The organism is Conexibacter stalactiti (genome assembly GCF_033542075.1).
Lineage (GTDB): Bacteria > Actinomycetota > Thermoleophilia > Solirubrobacterales > Solirubrobacteraceae > Conexibacter > Conexibacter stalactiti.
Genome location: NZ_JAWSTH010000011.1, coordinates 74,390 through 92,663, shown reverse-complemented (window position 1 = coordinate 92,663; position 18,274 = coordinate 74,390). Strand labels below are relative to the sequence as shown.

Annotated in this window: 23 protein-coding genes and 1 pseudogene; 4 read left to right on the top strand and 20 right to left on the bottom strand. The window is 72.9% G+C overall.

Annotation, left to right across the window (positions count from 1 at the left end; translation table 11 throughout):
* From R7226_RS06940 to R7226_RS06930, 3 genes and pseudogenes are all read right to left on the bottom strand, one after another.
* A pseudogene (locus R7226_RS06940) lies at positions 1 to 321 on the bottom strand (hypothetical protein); the annotation flags it as partial.
* A gap of 164 nt (positions 322 to 485) precedes the next feature.
* Positions 486 to 902, bottom strand: a complete 417-nt coding sequence (locus tag R7226_RS06935) for a PIN domain nuclease (RefSeq protein WP_318596318.1) — start codon at positions 900 to 902, stop codon at positions 486 to 488.
* Positions 903 to 910: 8 nt separating this feature from the next.
* The gene (locus tag R7226_RS06930) at positions 911 to 1,123 is read right to left on the bottom strand and encodes a hypothetical protein (RefSeq protein ID WP_318596317.1); all 213 of its coding nucleotides are present in this window, start codon (positions 1,121 to 1,123) and stop codon (positions 911 to 913) included.
* Between the two features lie 169 nt (positions 1,124 to 1,292).
* Between R7226_RS06930 and R7226_RS06925 the strand changes: the two genes are divergently transcribed.
* From R7226_RS06925 to R7226_RS06910, 4 genes are all read left to right on the top strand, one after another.
* On the top strand, positions 1,293 to 1,622 hold the full coding sequence (locus R7226_RS06925) for a hypothetical protein (RefSeq protein WP_318596316.1): 330 nt from the start codon (positions 1,293 to 1,295) through the stop codon (positions 1,620 to 1,622).
* Between the two features lie 10 nt (positions 1,623 to 1,632).
* A complete protein-coding gene (locus R7226_RS06920) occupies positions 1,633 to 1,983 on the top strand; it encodes a translation initiation factor (protein WP_318596315.1) in 351 nt (116 codons plus the stop codon).
* 101 nt (positions 1,984 to 2,084) lie between these two features.
* A complete protein-coding gene (locus tag R7226_RS06915) occupies positions 2,085 to 3,365 on the top strand; it encodes an ATP-binding protein (protein ID WP_318596314.1) in 1,281 nt (426 codons plus the stop codon).
* A 22-nt stretch (positions 3,366 to 3,387) separates the two neighbouring features.
* Positions 3,388 to 4,002: a GNAT family N-acetyltransferase gene (locus tag R7226_RS06910; RefSeq protein ID WP_318596313.1), complete on the top strand. Its 615-nt coding sequence runs from the start codon at positions 3,388 to 3,390 to the stop codon at positions 4,000 to 4,002.
* A 1-nt stretch (position 4,003) separates the two neighbouring features.
* Here the strand turns inward: R7226_RS06910 and R7226_RS06905 are convergent, their stop codons facing one another.
* Genes R7226_RS06905 through R7226_RS06825 form a run of 17 tightly spaced genes read right to left on the bottom strand, consistent with a single transcriptional unit; the run spans position 4,004 to position 18,266 of the window.
* Positions 4,004 to 4,720, bottom strand: a complete 717-nt coding sequence (locus R7226_RS06905; protein WP_318596312.1) for a FadR/GntR family transcriptional regulator — start codon at positions 4,718 to 4,720, stop codon at positions 4,004 to 4,006.
* Positions 4,721 to 4,735: 15 nt separating this feature from the next.
* A complete protein-coding gene (locus tag R7226_RS06900; protein ID WP_318596311.1) occupies positions 4,736 to 5,749 on the bottom strand; it encodes an amidohydrolase family protein in 1,014 nt (337 codons plus the stop codon).
* A gap of 16 nt (positions 5,750 to 5,765) precedes the next feature.
* Positions 5,766 to 7,256, bottom strand: coding sequence for an aldehyde dehydrogenase (locus R7226_RS06895; RefSeq protein WP_318596310.1), 1,491 nt, complete (start codon positions 7,254 to 7,256; stop codon positions 5,766 to 5,768).
* Positions 7,257 to 7,278: 22 nt separating this feature from the next.
* Positions 7,279 to 7,470, bottom strand: coding sequence for a tautomerase family protein (locus tag R7226_RS06890; protein WP_318596309.1), 192 nt, complete (start codon positions 7,468 to 7,470; stop codon positions 7,279 to 7,281).
* Complete coding sequence (locus R7226_RS06885; protein ID WP_318596308.1) at positions 7,470 to 8,255, bottom strand: 2-keto-4-pentenoate hydratase; 786 nt, start codon at positions 8,253 to 8,255, stop codon at positions 7,470 to 7,472. Before R7226_RS06885 ends, R7226_RS06890 begins: the two co-directional genes overlap by 1 nt.
* Entirely contained in the window at positions 8,252 to 9,283 is a 1,032-nt protein-coding gene (gene dmpG / locus R7226_RS06880; protein ID WP_318596307.1) for a 4-hydroxy-2-oxovalerate aldolase, read from the bottom strand. Before dmpG ends, R7226_RS06885 begins: the two co-directional genes overlap by 4 nt.
* On the bottom strand, positions 9,280 to 10,167 hold the full coding sequence (locus R7226_RS06875) for an acetaldehyde dehydrogenase (acetylating) (RefSeq protein WP_318596306.1): 888 nt from the start codon (positions 10,165 to 10,167) through the stop codon (positions 9,280 to 9,282). Before R7226_RS06875 ends, dmpG begins: the two co-directional genes overlap by 4 nt.
* Positions 10,164 to 10,973 (bottom strand): 2-keto-4-pentenoate hydratase, encoded by an 810-nt coding sequence (locus R7226_RS06870; RefSeq protein ID WP_318596305.1) that lies wholly within the window; start codon positions 10,971 to 10,973, stop codon positions 10,164 to 10,166. Before R7226_RS06870 ends, R7226_RS06875 begins: the two co-directional genes overlap by 4 nt.
* A gap of 34 nt (positions 10,974 to 11,007) precedes the next feature.
* On the bottom strand, positions 11,008 to 11,811 hold the full coding sequence (locus tag R7226_RS06865; protein ID WP_318596304.1) for a creatininase family protein: 804 nt from the start codon (positions 11,809 to 11,811) through the stop codon (positions 11,008 to 11,010).
* Positions 11,808 to 12,620, bottom strand: coding sequence for an ABC transporter ATP-binding protein (locus R7226_RS06860; RefSeq protein ID WP_318596303.1), 813 nt, complete (start codon positions 12,618 to 12,620; stop codon positions 11,808 to 11,810). The genes R7226_RS06865 and R7226_RS06860 overlap by 4 nt, the downstream gene beginning before the upstream one ends.
* 20 nt (positions 12,621 to 12,640) lie before the next feature.
* A complete protein-coding gene (locus tag R7226_RS06855) occupies positions 12,641 to 13,429 on the bottom strand; it encodes an ABC transporter permease (protein WP_318596302.1) in 789 nt (262 codons plus the stop codon).
* Positions 13,426 to 14,259 carry an ABC transporter permease gene (locus R7226_RS06850; protein ID WP_318596301.1) on the bottom strand — a complete coding sequence of 278 codons (834 nt, stop codon included), beginning with the start codon at positions 14,257 to 14,259 and terminating at the stop codon, positions 13,426 to 13,428. Before R7226_RS06850 ends, R7226_RS06855 begins: the two co-directional genes overlap by 4 nt.
* A gap of 22 nt (positions 14,260 to 14,281) precedes the next feature.
* Positions 14,282 to 15,292 carry an ABC transporter substrate-binding protein gene (locus R7226_RS06845; protein WP_318596300.1) on the bottom strand — a complete coding sequence of 337 codons (1,011 nt, stop codon included), beginning with the start codon at positions 15,290 to 15,292 and terminating at the stop codon, positions 14,282 to 14,284.
* Positions 15,293 to 15,352: 60 nt separating this feature from the next.
* A complete protein-coding gene (locus tag R7226_RS06840) occupies positions 15,353 to 16,423 on the bottom strand; it encodes an FAD-dependent oxidoreductase (protein WP_318596299.1) in 1,071 nt (356 codons plus the stop codon).
* A complete protein-coding gene (locus R7226_RS06835; protein WP_318596298.1) occupies positions 16,420 to 16,737 on the bottom strand; it encodes a hypothetical protein in 318 nt (105 codons plus the stop codon). The genes R7226_RS06840 and R7226_RS06835 overlap by 4 nt, the downstream gene beginning before the upstream one ends.
* 12 nt (positions 16,738 to 16,749) lie before the next feature.
* On the bottom strand, positions 16,750 to 17,586 hold the full coding sequence (locus R7226_RS06830) for a DODA-type extradiol aromatic ring-opening family dioxygenase (protein WP_318596297.1): 837 nt from the start codon (positions 17,584 to 17,586) through the stop codon (positions 16,750 to 16,752).
* Between the two features lie 35 nt (positions 17,587 to 17,621).
* Positions 17,622 to 18,266 (bottom strand): cysteine hydrolase family protein, encoded by a 645-nt coding sequence (locus R7226_RS06825; RefSeq protein ID WP_318596296.1) that lies wholly within the window; start codon positions 18,264 to 18,266, stop codon positions 17,622 to 17,624.
* Positions 18,267 to 18,274 lie beyond the last annotated feature (8 nt).

The following is an 18,274-nucleotide window of genomic DNA, read 5'->3' as shown; positions in this document are numbered from 1 at the left end:
CGCCGCGTCGCCTCCAGCCGCGCCGCCGCCCGCCGCGCCCTCGCCGGCGAGGCGCGCCAGCGCCTCGTGGCACTCGCGCAGCCGCCGCCCGGCGGCGTAGGCGTCGAGCGGGCGGGCCGCCGGCGTGACCAGCTCCCAGAAGCCGAGCGTGAAGCCGTCTCGGCGGTGCGGACCGGGCGGCAGCAGCTCGCTCGGCGCGACGACCGGCGCGCCGACGCGCGCCAGCGCTCCCGCGACCGCCAGCTCGCGCGCGATCCCCTCGCCGCCTGGCCGCCACTCCGCCGTCCCCGTCGCGACGCGGGCGACGAATTCGACGCGCACGGGAGCTCCCGCTCGCGTCCCGCCTGGCCGGCTCGCCGCCGTGGAACTCCCAATGCGGAGCACGAGGTTGCTCCCCTCCTTCAGCACCTCCGCCGCGTCGACCCGCGCCCCCAGCTCGCGTGCGACCGCGACGGCGGCGCGCAGCGGAGGATCGACGTGCCCGGTCACGACACGCTGCCGCGCGGCAGCACCCACCGGACCGGTTGTCTCGTGATCGCGGCGATGCGATCGAAGTCGGCGTCGTAGTGCAGGACAGTGAGGCCGGCGCTCTCAGCGCACGCCGCGACGATCAGATCCGGCAACGAGACGGCGCGATGCTGCGAGCGCCGCGCGAGACGGCTCTGCACGTCGAGCGCCCGATCGAAGATCGCCTCGGTCAGCTCGATGCGCGGCAGTGCCCGCAGGCCGGTCACCAGCCGCGCGTATGCGCCCGGGCTGACGGCGCTGTAGAGCAGTTCGAGGTCGACGACGCCGCATGTCGCGATCTCGCCGGCGACGAGCAGCGGCTCGATCACAGCGCGGACCTGCGGACGCGTGTCCCCGCGCGAGAGCGCGCTCTTGTCCGCCAGGAACGTGGCCACGCCCCGACTCAGCGCCAGGCGTCGGCGGTCGCGTCGGGATCGAGCGCTCCAGGCTCGAACAACAGCTCGACCAACTGGCGACGCTGCCGCACTCTGATCACTTCTTCGAGCGCCGCGTCGACGGTGTCCGTCAGCGATCTCGTCCCGAGTATGTCGCGGGCCGCCTCGACCTTCGCGAAGTCGACCTCGAACGACGTCTTGCGGCGGGGGCTGACGGCCATCACTCCAAGATAGCGACGAGGTCAACAACAGATAGATGGGATCTGCCATTTCGATAGCGGCTCGCCCGAGGTGTTCGACACAGGAACTGTCGCGCCGTTGACAGACCGGCGGCGCGCGTGGGAGCAGGATCGATCCATCGCTTCCACCGCTTCCAGCAAGGAGCCCGCCATGTTCGTCTCGCTCGCCACCACCGCCCGCCGCACCGCGCTGACCGCCGTCGTCGCGCTCGGCGTCGGCGGCGCCGCCGCGTCGCTGCCAGCCGCCTCGCTCGCCAGACCGATCCTCGACACACCGAAGCCGAAGGACTGCAAGCTGCCCGGCGGCAACCCGATAAGAAGCGGCTCGACCGGCAGAGCCGGCGGGATCGAGTACGCCTGCACCGACGGGATCGCCTGTCAGGTCGAGGGCGGCAGAACGACGAGAAAGTGCTCGCACGCCTCGCAGGCGATCCGCGGCGCCGGCGGCCGCGCCCTGCCGGGCCTGCAGCTGCTTCGCTAGCGTTTCCGGCATGCCCAAGCGTGCCGCCAACCGTGACTCCGCCGTCGTCTGGTCCAGCAGCGGCGGCGACCTCCGCAAGGCCCGCCCCGACTCGTCGCAGACGCCGCCGCCCGCGCAGGGCGGCGGCCGCGTCAAGGTCCGCCGCGAGACCTCCGGCCGGCGCGGCAAGACCGTCACGACGATCACCAACGTCCCGCTCGGCGACGACGGCCTGCGCGAGCTGGCCGGCCGCCTGAAGAAGCGCTGCGGCGTCGGCGGCTCCGCGAAGGACGGCGTGATCGAGCTGCAGGGCGACCACCGCGACGCCGTCATGGAGGTCCTGCGGGCCGACGGCTTCGACGCCGTCCTCGCTGGCGGCTGACCACAACTGAACCCGCCCGCCAACCACTCACCGTGCATAACGGTAGTCTAGAGGCGTGCATAACGGGAGCGTAGAACCGTGCATAACGGTAGCCTAGGGCGATGAGAGACCGGACTTACGCCGCCCGCGTCGTCGACCGTGAGCTCGATGAGCTGCTGCCCGAGATCGCCGCGATCGCGCTCGAAGGAGCGAAAGGCGTCGGCAAGACCGCGACTGCGTTCCAGCGCGCCGAGACGGCGCGGGAGCTCGACGATCCGGCGCAGTACAACGTCGCGGTCGCCGATCCCGGTCGCCTGCTCGACGGCCCCGTCCCGGTCCTCATCGACGAGTGGCAGTACCTGCCTGAGTCGTGGGACCTCGTCCGCCGCGCGGTCGACCGCGGCGCCGCGCCGGGCAGCTATCTGCTGACCGGTTCCTCTCAGCCAAATGACCTCGGCTCGCATTCCGGCGCAGCCCGGATCGTCAGCCTGCGGATGCGGCCGCTGTCGCTCGCGGAGCGCGGACTGCCGGCGCCGACCGTCGGCATCGCCGATCTCCTCTCCGGGAACCGGCCCACGATCACCGGCGCGACCGCGCTGACGCTCGCCGACTATGTGCAGGAGATCGTCGCCTCCGGCTTTCCCGGACTGCGCTCGCTCTCGGGCCGTGCGCTGCGGGCCCAGCTCGACGGCTACCTGCTGCGGATCGTCGACCGCGACTTCGAGGAGCTGGGCCACACGCTGCGCGATCCGGCGGCGCTGCGGCGCTGGATGGTCGCGTACGCCGCCGCCTCCTCGACGACCGCCTCTTTCGAGACGATCCGCGACGCCGCTACCAGCGGCCACGGCGAGAAGCCGGCGAAGACGACGACGATCCCCTACCGCGACGTGCTCGAACGACTGTGGATCGTCGACCCGGTCCCGGCGTGGCTGCCGACGCGCAACCGCATCGCGCGAATCGCATCGCCGCCCAAGCACCAGCTCGCCGACCCCGCGCTCGCCGCGCGCCTGCTCGGGATCGACGGCGACGCGCTGCTCGACGGCCGCGACGCGGGGCCGCTGATCCCCCGCGACGGGACGCTCGCCGGGACGCTGTTCGAGTCGCTCGTGACGCTGTCGCTGCGCACCTACGCGCAGGCGGCCGAGGCGTCGGTGAAGCACCTGCGCACCGCCGGTGGCAGACGCGAGGTCGACCTGATCATGGAGCGCGCTGACGGTCGCGTCGTCGCCGTCGAGGTGAAGCTGACACGCGATGTGCGCGACCACGACACGACCCACCTGAGATGGCTCGCGCGACAGCTCGGCGACGACCTGCTCGACGCCGTGATCGTCACGACCGGCCCAGAGGCGTACCGTCGCGCCGACGGCATCGCCGTCGTTCCAGCCGCCCTGCTCGGCCCCTGACCTGCAATCCTCGAACGCGCCCGTGCCACCTCAGCCCGAGATCCGTCGCGCCGTGCCCGACGACCTGCCGTGGGCGGCGGCCGCGCTCGCGCTCGCCTTCGCCGACTATCCGTGGACGCGCTGGGTCGTCGACGAACGCGACCATCTCGACCGGCTCGAGGGGCTGTACGCGATCTACCTGCGCGTGGCGCTGGAGCTGGGGCAGGTGTGGGTCAGCGACGACGCCAGCGCCGTCGCGGCGTGGACGTCGAGCCGCACCGCCGCGGCGCAGGACGAGCTGTTCGAACGCGAGGGGCTGGCGCTGCGGGTCGCGCAGCTGAGCGGCGACCGGCTCGGCAACGTGGCGACCGGGATCGAGCTGCTCGCGCCGCACACGCCGAGCGAGGACCACTGGGTGCTCGCCGCCGTCGGGGTCGTTCCCGGACGACAGGGAGAGGGACTGGGCCGGCGCGTGCTGGAGCCCGCGCTCGCCGACCTCGACGCGCGCGGCGACGCGGCCGTGCTCGACACCTCGACGGCCTCGAACGTCGGCCTCTACGAGCGGCTCGGCTTCGCCGTCACGACCGAGCTGGAGATGCCTGACGGCGGGCCGCGCGTGTGGCTGATGCGGCGGGAGCCGCACCCGGCGCAGCGCTGACTCAGACCGGCGCGATCGGGCCGCTCGGCGCCGTCTCGGTCGTCGGCTCGTGGCGGCGGACGGCCTCCGCGATCCTCGTCGCGTCGCGCGACTCGACCGCGTCGACCAGCTCGCGGTGGACCTCGATCGACGCTCTCACGTCGAAGGTCGCGTCCAGCTCGACGTTGTCGAGCTCGTTCTCGACGATGTCGAGCAGCGCGCTGTAGATCCCCGTCAGCAGGCTGTTGGGCGAGACCTCGGCCATCCGCCGGTGCATCGTCCAGTTGCGCCGCAGGAAGGCGCGCGGGTCGTCGGTGTCGTCGGCCATCGAGGCGACGATCTCGCGCAGCTCGGCGAGGTCGTCGTCGGTCGCGTAGCGGGCCGCTTCGGTCGCGACCAGCAGCTCCAGCGAGTTGCGCACGGCGAGGCAGTCGGCGAAGCTCGCGCCGCCGTTGCGGAAGCCGAGCGTGAAGTGGCTGAGGCGGACGTGCGGCGAGGGCGTCGCGACGAAGACGCCGCCGCCCGGCCCCGGCCGCGCCTCGACGAGGCCGCGCATCTCCAGCGAGCGGATCGCCTCGTTGACCGTTCCGACCGCGACACGGAAGCGCGTGCGCAGGTCCTCCTTCGTGCCGAGCCGGTGGCCGGGCGGCAGCGACGAGTCGAGGATGTCCTGCTCCAGCTGGCGCGCGAGCATCTCGGCGCGGGAGATGCGGGGAGCGGTGAGGTCGCTTGAGGTCATGTGCCGTTCCCCAATCTAGTCCAGGTCGGTGGTGCAATGCGAGCGCTGACGGTCGTGCAGGCCGAAGACGCGCACGGCGTTGCCGCCGAGCACACGTGCGAGCGCCTCCGCGCCAAGGCCGAGCGACTCGGGCGCCGCGAACGGGATCGCGTCGCGCATCAGGAAGGGCGCGTCGGTGCCGGCCAGCACGCGGTCGTCGCCGACGCGGTCGATCAACCGCGCGCAGGCGTCGGCGTCGAACAGGACCGTGTCGTAGAGGAACCAGCGCAGGAAGTCCTCGGGCGCCAGCCGCGAGACGCCCTCCAGCTCCGCTCTGCGCGCGAAGCCGGTCGCGATCCGGTGCGCCTGCCACGGCAGGAAGCCGCCGCCGTGGGCGAGGATCACCTGCAGCGACGGGAAGCGCGACGGCACGTCGGCCTGCAGCAACGTCGCGGCGGCGAGCGTCGTGTCGGCCGGGTTGCCGACGAGGTTGACCATGAAGCCGGCGCGCAGCTGCGGCGCCGGCTCGTACTCGCCGGGATGGACGAACAGCGGCGCGCCGAGCCGCTCGGCGGCCGCCCACAGCGGGTCGAGCGCCGGCCGCGCGAGCGTGCCTGCGTCGCTCGTCGCGGCGAGCATCGCGCCGACCGCGCCGGCCGCGACCGCCTCCTCCAGCGCTGCGGCTGCCGCGCCGCCGTCGAGGTCGGGCAGCGCCGCCAGCCACGCGAACTCCGGCGCGCCGGCGACCGCGGCGCCGAGCGCGCCGTTGATCACCGCGCACCAGCGCGCCTGCAGCGCCGGCTCGCGCGGCCCCTTGACCATGTCGACCCACGGCGCGAGCACCGACAGGTCGATCGCATGCTCGGTCTGGAAGGCCCGCTGCGCCTCCAGCGAGCGCAGCGCGGCGGCCGCGCCGCGCCCTCTCCAGGCGCGCCCGTCGACCGTCACGCCGGCCTCGTCGGGCACGGCCGTCGCCCAGGGGCGCAGGCCGACCGGCGGCGCGTCGAGCGCCGCCGGCGGCATCAGGTGGGCGTGGGCGTCGATCCGCATCCGCAGCGAGAGGCGCCTACAACGCCATCGTGATCGTCTTCGCCTCGGTGAAGAACTCGCGTGAGTAGTAGCCGCCCTCGCGGCCCATCCCCGAGCCCTTCGCCCCGCCGAACGGCGCGCGCAGGTCACGCACGAAGAAGCAGTTGACCCACACGGTGCCGACGTCGAGCGCGGCGCCGACGCGGTGGGCCCGTCTGAGGTCCTGCGTCCACAGCATCGCCGCGAGCCCGTACGGGGTGTCGTTGGCGACGCGGATCGCCTCCGCCTCGTCGTCGAACGGCGCGACGACCAGCACCGGGCCGAAGATCTCCTCGCGCACGCAGCGCGAGCCGCGCGGCAGGTCGGCGATCACCGTCGGGCGCAGATAGGCGCCGGCGGCGAGCGCCGGATCGTCGGGGCGGCTGCCGCCGGTCAGCACGCGGCCGCCGTCCTCGGCGGCGATCGCGACGTAGCCCTCGACGCGCTCGCGGTGCTCGTGGCTGACGAGCGGGCCGACCTTCGTCGTCTCCTCCAGCGGCGGGCCGATCGGCAGCCGCTCGGCCGCCGCGACCAGCCGCGCGAGGAACTCGTCGTAGACGGCGCGCTCGACCAGCAGCCGCGAGCCGGCGAGGCAGACCTCGCCCTGGTTGCTGAAGATGCCGCGGATCGTGCCGGCGACGGCGGCGTCGAGGTCGGCGTCGGCGAAGACGAGGTTGGGCGACTTGCCGCCCAGCTCCAGCGACAGCCGCTTCAGCGTCGGCGCCGCCGTCTGCATGATCGCCTGGCCGGTCGTCGTCTCGCCGGTGAACGTCAGCAGCTGCACGTCGGGGTGTCTGACGAGCGCCTCGCCGGCCTCGCCGGGGCCGAAGCCGTGGACGACGTTGAGGACGCCCTCGGGCAGCACCTCGGCGGCGATCCGGCCGAGCATCGTCGCGGTCGCCGGCGACTGCTCCGCTGGCTTCAGCACGACGGTGTTGCCGAACGCGAGCGCCGGCGCGACCTTCCAGCTCGCGAGCATCAGCGGGAAGTTCCACGGCGAGATCGCGCCAGCGACGCCGACCGGCTCGTGGCGCGCGTAGCTGTGGAAGCCGCTCATCGGGAACGACTCCGAGGCGGCGTGGTCCTGGAAGTCGGCGAAGAAGCGGAAGTTGTACGCGGCGCGCGGCACGTCGTGGCCGCGCGACTCGGAGATCGGCTTGCCCATGTCGCGGCTCTCGGCCGCGGCGAGCGCGTCGCCCTCCTGCTCGATCCGGTCGGCGAGGCGGTTGAGCAGCAGCCGCCGCTCTCTCGTGCTCAAGCGCGGCCAGGGGCCGTCGTCGAAGGCCGAGCGCGCCGCCGCGACAGCGCGCGCGACATCCTCCTCGCCGCCGCGCGCGACCGTGCCGTAGACGGCGCCGGTGTGCGGGTCGGCCGTCTCGAAGACGGCACCGTCGGCCGACGCGACCGACGCCCCGCCGATCACGTGCTCGAACGTCACGTGCGCCTCCTGCGCGTCGCGGACCGCCGCCGCAGTGGTCGTCTGCTCCATCCCTGCTCCTTCCATCCTGCGATCAGTCACGGACCGGCCCCTTCGGGACTCCGCCCACGCCCCAGCACTCCGGCTCGACCTCGCTCACGAGCACGCGAACGGTGTCGAGCGGCACGTCCAGCGCCCGCACGACGGCGGCGCTCACCTCTTCGATCAGGCGCCGCTTCTGGGCGCCGCTGCGACCGCTCACGATCTGCGCGTGGACGATCGGCATCAGGCCCGCACCTCCACCGCGCCGAGCCCTTCGACCTCCGCGCAGACGGTCACGCCCGGCGCGATCGGGAAGGCGTCGGTGAGCGCGCCCGAGAGCACCAGCGAACCGGCCGGCAGCGACTCGCCGCGCGCCGCCAAGCGCGTCGCCAACCACGCGACGGCGGCCGCCGGGTGGCCGAGCACGGCAGCGCCGGCGGCGGTCGCGACGACCTCGCCGGCGCGCGTCAGCACGACGCCGAGCGTGCGCATGTCGGGCAGCTGCGAAGGCGCGCGCAGCAGGCCGCCGAGCACGAAGGCGGCGGCGCTGGCGTTGTCGGCGACGACGTCGGGCAGCCGGAATCTGAAGCCGGCGTAGCGCGAGTCGATCACCTCGATCGCGACGCAGACGCCCTCGGTCGCGGCCAGCACGTCGGCGACGGTCGCCGGTCCGCGCAGCTCTCTGCCGAGCAGGAAGGCGATCTCCGGCTCGACGCGCGGGTGGATCAGCCGCTCGACCGGAACCGGCTCGCCGAGCGGCAGGTGCATCGCGTCGGTCAGCCAGCCGTAGAGCGGCTGGTCGACCTGCATCGTCCGCTGCTTGGCACGGCTGGTGAGGCCGAGCTTGGCGCCGATCACGCGCTCGCCGCGCGCGACGCGGCGGGCGATCGACAGCCGCTGCGCCTCGTAGGCCGCCTCCTCGCCGAGCGCAAGCGCGTCGGTGAACGGCGGCAGCGATCCGCGCCCCTCCTCGGCCGCCGCCAGCGCGGCGGCGACGGCGAGCGGATCGGCACTCGGCAGCGCGCTCATGCGACCACCTCGCTGCGGCTCGCAAGCTCCGCGGCGATCTCAATGATCCAATCCTCCTGCCCGCCGACCGTCTTGCGGCGGCCGCACTCCAGCAGGATCTCCTCGACCGGCACGCCGAACCGCTCGGCCGCCCGCTCGGCGTGCAGCAGGAAAGACGAGTAGACGCCGGCGTAGCCGAGCAGCAGTGCGCCGCGGTCGGCGATCTGCGGCCGGCGCATCAGCGGCCGCACCGTCGTCTCGGCGACCTCGAGCGCCTCGAACAGGTCGATGCCGGTCGCGATCCCGGAGCGCTCGGCGGCGGCGACGAAGGCGCCCGTCGGCGTGTTGCCGGCGCCGGCGCCGAGTCCGCAGGTGCAGGTGTCGACCCAGCGCGCGCCGGCGCGCACGGCGGCGATCGAGTTGGCGACGCCCAGCTCCATGTTCTGATGGCCGTGGAAGCCGATCGCGACCTCGTCGCCGAGCCGCTCGCGCAGCGCCGCGACGCGCGCGCTGACGCCGTCGGGCACGAGCGCGCCGGCCGAGTCGGTCACGTAGACCGCCTCCGCGCCGGCGGCGGCCATGATCGCGGCCTGCTCGGCGAGCCCTTCGGGGCTGTTCATGTGGGCCATCATCAGGAAGCCGATCGGCGTGTAGCCGAGCTCGCCCGCGAGCGCGATGTGCTGCGGCGAGATGTCGGCCTCGGTGCAGTGGGTCGCGACGCGCACGACCTGCGCCCCGCGCTCGCGCGCCGCGCGGAGATCGTCCTTCGTGCCGATCCCGGGCAGCAGCAGCACGGCGATCCGCGCCCGCTCGGCCGTCTGCACGGCCGCCTCGATCAGCTCCAGCTCGTCGCTGCCGGAGCGGCCGTAGGTGAGCGAGGAGCCGCCGAGGCCGTCGCCGTGGGAGACCTCGATCACCGGCACGCCGGCGTCGTCGAGGCCGCCGACGACGGCCCGCACCTGCTCGGCGGTGAACTGGTGCGCGACCGCGTGGCTGCCGTCGCGCAGCGTCGCGTCGCAGACGGTCACCGACAGCGTCTCGGCGCTCATGCCGCCACCTCCCGCGGCGTCAGCCGCCGTGCCAGCCGCTCGCCGACGCGGACGCCGGCGGCGGTCATGATGTCGAGGTTGCCGGCGTACGCCGGCAGGTAGTCGCCGGCGCTCTCGACCTCGATCGCGATCGTCACGCGACCGGGGTCGAAGATCGGCTCGGCCCGCAGCCGGTAGCCCGGCACGTACTCGGCGATCCGCTCGCGCATCGCGAGCACCGAGCGCGCGATCGCCGCCTCGTCCGCGTCCTCCGGGAGCTCGCAGAAGACGGTGTTGCGCATCACGATCGGCGGCTCGGCCGGGTTCAGCACGATGATCGCCTTGCCGCGCGCGGCGCCGCCGATCTCCTCCAGCCCGCGCGCGGTCGTGCGCGTGAACTCGTCGATCGAGGCGCGCGTGCCGGGGCCGGCGGAGCGGCTGGAGATCGCCGAGACCATCTCCGCGTAGGGCACGTCGCAGACGGCCGCGACGGCGGCGACGATCGGGATCGTCGCCTGCCCGCCGCACGTGATCATGTTGAGGTCGGGCGCGTCGAGGTGGTCGTCGAGGTTGACGACGGGGACGACGCCGGGGCCGAGCTTCGCCGGCGTCAGGTCGATCGAGCGCAGCCCGGCCTCGGCCAGCAGCGGCGCGTGCGCGCGGTGGGCGCCGGCCGAGGTCGCGTCGAAGACGATCTGCGCCTTGTCGGGGTTGGCGAGGATGAAGTCGATCCCGTCGGCGCTCGTCTCGATCCCCGCCGCGCGGGCGCGGGCGAGGCCGTCGGAAGCGGGGTCGATGCCGACCATCGCGGCCGGCTCCAACAGCTCGGAGCGGCCGAGCTTGACGAGCAGGTCGGTGCCGATGTTGCCCGAGCCGAGCACGGCGCAGGGGACGCGGGCGCTCATGCGGCGCCTCCTTCCGGGGTCGGTGCGGCGGAGACGGTGACGGCGCCGAGGCCGGAGAACTCGGCCCGCACGACGTCGCCGGGCGCGAGGTCGACGGCGCGGTGCATCGCGCCGGGCAGGATCAGCTCGCCGGCTTCGAGCCCCTCGCCGAACTCGGCCAGCTTGTTCGCCAGCCACGCGACGCAGCCGACGGGGTTGCCGAGCACCGCGGCGCCGGCGCCGGTCTCGGCCAGCTCGCCGTTGCGCGTCACGACGACGCCGGTCAGGCGCGCGTCGAGGCGGTCGAGCGGCAACAGTCGCGTGCCGAGCACGACGCGGCCGGAGGAGGCGTTGTCGGCGATCGTGTCGGCCAGTCTGATCTGCCAGTCGCGCACGCGGCTGTCGATGATCTCCAGCGTCGCGACGGCGGCGGCGATCGCCTCGGCCGCCATCGCGCTGCTGACGCCGGGGCCGCGCAGCGGTCTGCGCAGCAGGAAGCCGATCTCGGCCTCGGCGCGCGGCTGCAGCAGCTCGTCGCCGATCACGGCGCCGTCCTCCAGCAGCATCTCCTCGAAGAGGACGCCGAAGTCGGGCTCGTCGACGCCGAGCATCTCCTGCATCGCGCGGGAGGTGAGGCCGACCTTGCGGCCGCGCACGATCGCGCCTTCGGCGATCCGCCGCCGCGTGTTCTCGCGCTGGACGGCGTAGGCGCCGGCGATGGTCAGGCCGGGATCGGTCTCGGTCAGCGGCGCGCAGGCGACGCGCGTCCGCTCGGCCTCGCGCAGCCGTTCGGCGAGCCGGGTCGTATCGGGTTCGGAAGCGCTCATCGTGAAATCAACATTATCAATATCTTGATTAGGCTCAAGCGCCTGTCAGCGCGACCACGGCGTCGCCCATCGCGCGGCCGTGGTGCTCGTAGAAGCGCCAGTCGTCGAACTCCGTGCGCGGACGGCCGAAGTAGCCGTGCGGCGTGATCTGCTTCGCGTGCTCGTCGCCTCTGCGCCACTCGGCCAGCTGCTCGGGCGTCAGCTGGTGCTCGGGCAGCTGCTCGATCACGTCCCAGTCGACGAGCTGCGGCGCGTAGCGCGCGACCAGCGCCGTCTCGGTGCGGCCGCCGTGCGCGCTCAGGCGCCCGCGCCACTCCTCCGGCGGGTCGTAGACGACCCACTGCGGCTCCTCGCCGCTGAAGCCGAGCCGTCTGACCGTGCCGCCGTGATCGAGCCAGCGGATCCCCGTGCGGCCGGCCGCGTGCTGAGCGCCGATCACGTCAGCGATCATCTGGTTGTGCGCTCTGTCGCCGTGGTGATTGACGACGAAGACGTCGTCGAAGCCGAACGACGCCAGCGAGCTGAAGATGTCCTCCAGCAGCGCGGCGGCGATCTCCGGCCGCGTCCGGAACGAGCCCGGGAAGGCGCCGGTGACGTGGTTGATGCCCCAGTAGAACGGCGGCGCCACCAACGCCTCGCCGCCCCGCTCGATCACGCGGGCGCGCGCCAGTCTGCACAGCAGCTGCGAGCCGATCACGTCGGTCGACAGCGGCAGGTGCGGACCGTGCTCCTCGACGACGCCGGTCGGCAGCAGCACCGGCACGCCGCGTCTCGCCGCCGCCTCCAGCTGCGGGTAGGTCAGCTCGGCGAGCGTGTCCTGGAAGATCGAGTACGTCATGCGCGTCCTTCGTGAGCGGGGGTCAGGGCGAGGTCGGCGGCGGCCGGCTCGGGGCGGTTGCGGATCGCCCGGTAGACGTGCGCGCGCAGGTGGGCGAACGCCGGGAGCTGCTTCGTCTCGATCTGGTCGCGCGGCGACGGCAGGTCGATCGTCAGCGACTCCAGCACCGTCGAGGGGCGGCGCGTCAGCACGACGACGCGGTCGCCGAGGTAGACCGACTCGTCGATGTCGTGCGTGACGAGCACGATCGTCATCCCGTACTGCTCGCGGATCTCCAGCACGAGGTCCTCCAGGTCGGCGCGCGTCTGCGCGTCGACGGAGGCGAACGGCTCGTCCATCAGCAGGATCTGCGGCTCGTACGCGAGCGCGCGGGCGATCGCCACACGCTGCTGCATGCCGCCCGACAGCTCCCACGGATATCTGTCGCCGAACCGCTCCAGGTCAACCGACGCGAGCGCCTTCTCCATCGCGGCGCGGCAGTCGGCCTTCGACATGCCCTTGTTGCGCAGCGGCAGCGTCACGTTGTCGGCGACGGTCAGCCACGGCATCAGCGAGCGGGCGTAGTCCTGGAAGACGACGGCCATCTCGGCCGGCGGCTCGGTGACCGGCCGGCCGCGCAGCGTGACGCTGCCGGAGGTCGGTCTCAGCAGCCCGGAGATCGTCCGCAGCAGCGTCGTCTTGCCGCAGCCGGAGGGGCCGACGACGACGACCAGCTCGCCCTCGGCGACGCTGAACGTCACGTCCCCGATCGCGGCCGTCCCGTCGCCGTCCTTTCCGTACGACTTGGCGAGGTTCTGAATGTCGAGCATGGTGTGAGGCTCCGGTCGGGTCAGGAGGAGAGCGCGCTCGCCTTGGAGGCGCGATGCCAGCGCAGGAGACGACGTTCGACGAGCGTCAGCAGGCCGCTGAGCGCGTAGCCGAGCAGGCCGATCATCAGCGTGCCGGCCCACATCGCCGGCAGGTCGAAGGAGCGCTGCGCCGACAGCACGAAGTAGCCGACGCCGTTCTCGCTCGCGACCATCTCGCTGATCACGACCATGATCAGGCCGAGCGCGAGGCTCGTCCGCAGGCCGGCGAAGATCTGCGGCAGCGCCGCCGGCACGATCACGCGCATGATGCGGTCGCGGCGCGAGAGCCGCAGCACGCGCACCGTGTCGCGCAGGACCGGGTCGATCGAGGCGACGCCGTCCATCGTCGTCAGCAGGATCGGGAAGAGGCAGCCGAACGCGATCAGCGCGATCTTCATGCCGGAGCCGATCCCGATCAGCACGATCCCGAGCGGGATCAGCGCCGGACCCGGCAGCGCGCGCAGGAACTCGACGATCGGCTCCGCCGCGCGCCACAGCAGCTTCGACTGGCTCAGCAGCACGCCGAGCGGGACGGCGATCGCGATCGCGATCGCGAAGCCGGCCGCGAGCCGCAGCATGCTCGGCACGACGTCGGAGGCGACGTGCGAGAACAGCCACGTCTCGCGGAAGGAGTCGAGGATCTCCGACAGCGGCGGGAAGAAGAACGAGGTCGATCCGGCGGAGGCGATCCACCACGCCGCGACGATCGCGAGCGGGACGGTGACCTCCAGGATCAGGCCGAGGCGGGAGCGCAGCGCGCGGGCGATCATGCCGCCACCTCCCGCTGCGACGGATGCCAGCGCAGCGTGCGCCGCTCCATCCGCCGGAAGGCGCTGTTGATGACGATCCCGACGAGACCTGTCGCGAGGATCAGCGCGTACATCAGCGTCGTCGCCGCGCTCGTGCGCGCGAGGTCGATCGAGTGGCCGAGGCCCGGTGCGCCGATCACCAGCTCGCCGGTGACCGTCAGCAGCAGCGAGGTCGTCGCCGCGATCCGCAGCCCGGTCGCCGCGTACGGCAGCAGGCTCGGCAGCGTGATCCGCCGCATCCGCTGGAAGCGGCCCAGCCCGAACATGCGGCCGGTGTCGGTCGCGACCGGGTCGACGTCCTGCACGCCGTAGATCACCTGGATCAGCAGCGGCCAGGTGGCGCCGAAGGCGGCGAGGAAGACCTTGCTCGTCAGGCCCGTGCCGTACAGCAGCACGACGAGCGGGATCAGCGCGACCGACGGGATCGGCCGCAGGAACTCGATCACGAAGCGCAGCGCGCGGTGGAGCAGCGGCGTAGAGCCGAGCGCGAGCCCGAGCGGCACCGCGATCGCGATCGCGATGCCGAGCCCGAGCGCCCAGCCCTGCAGCGTGCTCCAGATGTCACGCCAGAACGCCTCGGTGCTCAGCTGCGAGATGAACGTGTCGACGATCTCGCTGGAGGGCGGCAGCTGCCGCGCGGAGACGATCCCCACGCGCGGCAGCAGCTCGAACAGCGCCAGCACCGCGAGCACGCTCACGATCGGAGGCAGGATCCGCGCGGCGTCCAGGCGCGGGCGCCGGCCGCCGGCGCGGCGCCGTGGCGCCACGCCGGCCTCGATGGAGGGGGTCACGCTGCTGGCCATCGTCCGCCTCTCAGTCCCCGAGCAGTCTCGAGGCGTCGACGTCGTCGGCGAAGCCGAACTCCTCCATCAGCGCGGCCGTCGCCTCGACGCTCGCCGCGTTCAGGTCGGTCGACCATCTCGGCAGCAGGATCGCGTCGGCGACCGCTCTCTCCATTCTCGCGTAGTCGACGACCGCCGCCCGCGCCGCGTCGGGGTTGGCCTCGGCGTACTCCAGCGATCTGTTCATCGCCGTGCGGAAGCGCTCGACGATCTCCGGGTTGTCGGCCGCGTACTGCTCGGTCGTGTAGTAGAGCCCGACCGTGCCGCCCGGCGTCGCCTCCCAGATCGGCTTGGAGACGACCTGCGTCACGTCTCTCTGCACCGTCATGAACGGCTCGGCGACGACGACGGCGTCCACGCGGCCGCTCTCCAGCGCCGCGGCCATGTCCGGGCCGGGCACCTCGACGTAGGAGATGTCGCTCTCCAGCGTCGCGCCCTGCGCTCTCAGCGCGCCTCTGATGCCGAGGTCGGAGATGCTTCTGACGGCGTTGACGCCGACCTTGCGACCGGCGAGGTCGGTCAGCGTTCTGATGTCGCTGCCCTTCTTCGCGAGCACGGCGATGAAGGCGTCTCTCTCGTCCTGCGCCTCCTGGTTGCCGGCGGCGACCGCCTGCAGCGGCAGCCCTCTCGCGGTCGCGGTCAACAGCGGGATGATCGAGCCATAGCCGAACTGGTACTGGCCGCTGACGACGGCCGGCACGATCGCCGCGCCGGCCGACGCCGGCTGCGGCTCGATCTCCAGGTCCTGCTCTCTGAAGAAGCCCTGTCTGATGCCGACGTAGAGCGGCGCGATGTCCGAGTTGGGCACGACGCCGACCTTCAGCGTCGTGACGCCCTCCGCGGAGGTCGACGCGCCGCCGCCACCGCCGTCGTCGGAGCTGCTGCCGCACGCCGCGAGCGCGACGACGGCGACGCACAGCGCCAGCAGCGCTCCGAGCCTGGCCGCGAATGCGGGCAGGGGCCGTCCTTCGATCCGAACCACCACGTTCTCCTTGTTTGTCGTGCCTTCAGCCGGACGCGGTCGCGTCCCGGTGCCGTTGGGTCAGCGCACCGCCGGAGCGGTCGCGAGCGCGGCGAGCCGCGCCCCTGTCAGGGGGGCGAACTTGAAGCCCCGCCCTTCGCATGCCGCGGCGGCGATGACACCGTCGTGCTCCTCCAGCACGAACCGCGGCTCAGGCAGGTTTCCGAACAGCCCGATCTCCAGGTGGGGATCGGACGGCACTGCGGTCGGGAAGCGCTCGCGCACCCGCTGCGCGAGCCGCGCCGCCGACTCCGCGTCGGGCTCCCACGGCGCGTCCGGGTCGACCGTCGGCCCGATCCGCGACTCGCCCAGCTTCAGGCCGTGGCCCGGGCTGGTCGCGGAGTAGATCGACGGGCTGCCCTCTTCGAACAGCGGCGGCGGGATCCGCTCGCCGGCTCTGAAGGGGAAGTAGGCGACGGTGCCGCGTCTGGTGACGAGCGGCAGCTCGACGCCGGCCTGCGCCAGCAGCGGGCCGGCCCAGCCGCCCGCCGCGACGACGACCGTCTCGGCGCGGATCGCACCGGCCGCGGTCTCCAGCTCGACGCGGCCGGGGCCGCCGGGCGTGCGCCGCAGCGCGGTCACGGGCGTCCGCTCGTGGATCGCGCCGCCGCGCGTGCGGACCGACGCCGCCAGCGCCAGCAGCGCTCTGTCGGCGAAGATCGTCGCCGCCTGCGGCGTCCAGATCGCCTGCTTGCCGGCGGGCAGAGTGACGGGGAAGCGCTCCGCCGTCGCGGCCGCCGACAGCAGCTCGAAGGCGACGCCGTTCTCGGTCAGCGCCGGCGTCAGCAGCGACGCGCGCTCGGTCGCGTAGAGGCCGCCGGAGTCGTCGAGCAGCCGCTCGCCGGCCTCCGCCTCCAGCTCGCGCCACAGCCGCATCGATTCGACCGCCATCGGCACCCACTCGGGCTCCGGATGGACGTAGGCGAAGACGCGCGCGTCGCCGTGGCTGCCGCCGCGCGTGTGGTCGAGCGCGAACTGCTCCAGCACGACGACGTCGCGGCCGGCGCCGGCCAGCTCACGGGCGGTCGCGAGGCCGACGACGCCGCCGCCGATCACGACGACGTCGGCGCGCGCTGGAAGCGTTGCCGTCATGCCTCGCCCTTCAGCGAGCGCACGAGCGCGACCGACGCCTCGGAGGAGCCGGCACCCTCGACCGTGCCGTGGATCAGCCGCGAGAGCTGGCCGAGCAGGTACGGGTGGACGCCCAGCTCGTAGAGCGTCTTGAAGTCGCGCTGCTCGATCGCGGCCCGCTCCTGCGGCAGCAGCTCGTAGCGGTCGAGGACCGACGCCTCGTCGTCCTTGAAGCGCTCGCGCAGCTCGCGGTCGCGCTTCAGCTCCTGGACGAGCTTGTGCGTCTGACGGGTCGGGTCGTAGTAGGCGCTGAAGTGGGGCAGTACGAGAGCCATCGTCGTCTCCTCTCAGGCCGTCGCGAGGTTCCAGCGGACGGCGCCGACGCCGCAGCGCCACTCCGGCACGGCCGCGTAGCAGAGCACTTCGACCGGCTGCTCGCCGATCGCCCCCATCACCGCGATCCACGACAGCAGCTCGGCGGTGCCGCCGGCGCCGGCCGCCTCCATCCGCTCGTAGGTCGCCGCCTCCAGGAAGGCGGCGTGGTCGTGCTGGTGGCGCTCGATCAGGTCGAGGAAGTCGCGGTCGTACGCCTCGTCGATCTCCAGGTAGCGCTCGCCGCCGGGCTCGTGCGACATGCCGCCGGTGCCGAAGAGGCCGACGCGCATGCCGTCCGGGAGCTGCTCGCGGATGACCGCGCCGAGCCGCTGGCCCATCGCGTAGGAGGCGTGCTGGTCGGGGACCGGCGGGACCGTGCAGTTCTGCATGATCGGCACGATCGGCATGTCGCTGTTGGCGAGGCCGGTGACGGTCGTCGGGACGGAGATGTTGTCGTCGAACAGCATCTGCGGTCTGTCGACGACGCGCAGGCCGTTGCCGGAGAGGCCGTCGAGCAGCGTGCGCGCGACCTCGGGGTGGCCGGTGAGGCGGTAGTCGTCGACGTTCAGCCACGGCTTGAACCACTCGGCCGGGCCGCTGTGGACGGCGTCGGTGCCGACGGCGAAGTCGGGGTAGTCGTCGGGGTCGTAGTTGACGAGGTGGTCGTTGGCGACCATCACGAGCACGTCCAGCTCGGCGTCGCGGATCTGCTGCCCGATGCTGCCGTAGGCGCCCTCCACGGATCTGCGCGTCGCGTCGTCCGCTCTGTCCATCCACCCCGTCAGCCCTGGGGCATGACTCGCGGACACGGCAAGGACCAGATCTGCCATTTCGAAACTCCCTACTACTTCGATTGGGGATCGTGGGGGGCGAGCGTGCGCGCGAGGACCGCGTCGGTCCCGAGCACCTCCGCGAAGACCGTTCCCATCACACGCAGCGAGCTGTCGTGCAGGGCGGGGAAGTAGCCGCCGACGGCGTCGTCGGCGACGAGCACGGCCAGGTCGCGGAAGAAGGCGTCGCGCACGGTCGACTCGACGCAGAAGTCGGTCCGCACGCCGCAGACGACGACGGTCTCGACCTGCTCGTCGGCGAGCAGCCGCTCCAGCTCGGTCGCGTGGAAGGCGCTGAAGCGCGTCTTCTCGACGACCGCGTCGCCGGGCCGCGGCCGCAGGCCGTCGACCAGCTCGGCGCCGCGGCTGCCGCGGCGCAGGCCGGCCGTCGCGAGGAAGGGGCTGCGCTGTGCCAGCAGCCCGACCGCGGCGTCGTCGTCCCACACCATCTTCACCCACACGACGAGGCCGCCGGCGGCGCGGAAGCGGTCGGCGAGCGCGGCGACGCGGCCGACCAGCGCGGCCGGATCCTCGATCGTCAGCCCAGCCTGCGCGAAGACCCCGTCGGAAGCGACGAAGTCGTTCTGCATGTCGACCACGAGCAGCGCCGGGCGCTGTCCGCGGTCGCCGTACGTCTCTCCTGTCGTGACGTCGACCATGTATCCAT

What these genes read in the sequence shown, in the direction of transcription:
- R7226_RS06930 (WP_318596317.1), bottom strand. Translation starts at nt 1,123, where the DNA reads ATGGCCGTCAGCCCCCGCCGCAAGACGTCGTTCGAGGTCGACTTCGCG.
- R7226_RS06925 (WP_318596316.1), top strand. Translation starts at nt 1,293, where the DNA reads ATGTTCGTCTCGCTCGCCACCACCGCCCGCCGCACCGCGCTGACCGCC.
- R7226_RS06920 (WP_318596315.1), top strand. Translation starts at nt 1,633, where the DNA reads ATGCCCAAGCGTGCCGCCAACCGTGACTCCGCCGTCGTCTGGTCCAGC.
- R7226_RS06915 (WP_318596314.1), top strand. Translation starts at nt 2,085, where the DNA reads ATGAGAGACCGGACTTACGCCGCCCGCGTCGTCGACCGTGAGCTCGAT.
- R7226_RS06905 (WP_318596312.1), bottom strand. Translation starts at nt 4,720, where the DNA reads ATGACCTCAAGCGACCTCACCGCTCCCCGCATCTCCCGCGCCGAGATG.
- R7226_RS06900 (WP_318596311.1), bottom strand. Translation starts at nt 5,749, where the DNA reads ATGCGGATCGACGCCCACGCCCACCTGATGCCGCCGGCGGCGCTCGAC.
- R7226_RS06895 (WP_318596310.1), bottom strand. Translation starts at nt 7,256, where the DNA reads ATGGAGCAGACGACCACTGCGGCGGCGGTCCGCGACGCGCAGGAGGCG.
- R7226_RS06890 (WP_318596309.1), bottom strand. Translation starts at nt 7,470, where the DNA reads ATGCCGATCGTCCACGCGCAGATCGTGAGCGGTCGCAGCGGCGCCCAG.
- R7226_RS06885 (WP_318596308.1), bottom strand. Translation starts at nt 8,255, where the DNA reads ATGAGCGCGCTGCCGAGTGCCGATCCGCTCGCCGTCGCCGCCGCGCTG.
- dmpG (WP_318596307.1), bottom strand. Translation starts at nt 9,283, where the DNA reads ATGAGCGCCGAGACGCTGTCGGTGACCGTCTGCGACGCGACGCTGCGC.
- R7226_RS06875 (WP_318596306.1), bottom strand. Translation starts at nt 10,167, where the DNA reads ATGAGCGCCCGCGTCCCCTGCGCCGTGCTCGGCTCGGGCAACATCGGC.
- R7226_RS06870 (WP_318596305.1), bottom strand. Translation starts at nt 10,973, where the DNA reads ATGAGCGCTTCCGAACCCGATACGACCCGGCTCGCCGAACGGCTGCGC.
- R7226_RS06865 (WP_318596304.1), bottom strand. Translation starts at nt 11,811, where the DNA reads ATGACGTACTCGATCTTCCAGGACACGCTCGCCGAGCTGACCTACCCG.
- R7226_RS06860 (WP_318596303.1), bottom strand. Translation starts at nt 12,620, where the DNA reads ATGCTCGACATTCAGAACCTCGCCAAGTCGTACGGAAAGGACGGCGAC.
- R7226_RS06855 (WP_318596302.1), bottom strand. Translation starts at nt 13,429, where the DNA reads ATGATCGCCCGCGCGCTGCGCTCCCGCCTCGGCCTGATCCTGGAGGTC.
- R7226_RS06840 (WP_318596299.1), bottom strand. Translation starts at nt 16,423, where the DNA reads ATGACGGCAACGCTTCCAGCGCGCGCCGACGTCGTCGTGATCGGCGGC.
- R7226_RS06835 (WP_318596298.1), bottom strand. Translation starts at nt 16,737, where the DNA reads ATGGCTCTCGTACTGCCCCACTTCAGCGCCTACTACGACCCGACCCGT.
- R7226_RS06825 (WP_318596296.1), bottom strand. Translation starts at nt 18,266, where the DNA reads ATGGTCGACGTCACGACAGGAGAGACGTACGGCGACCGCGGACAGCGC.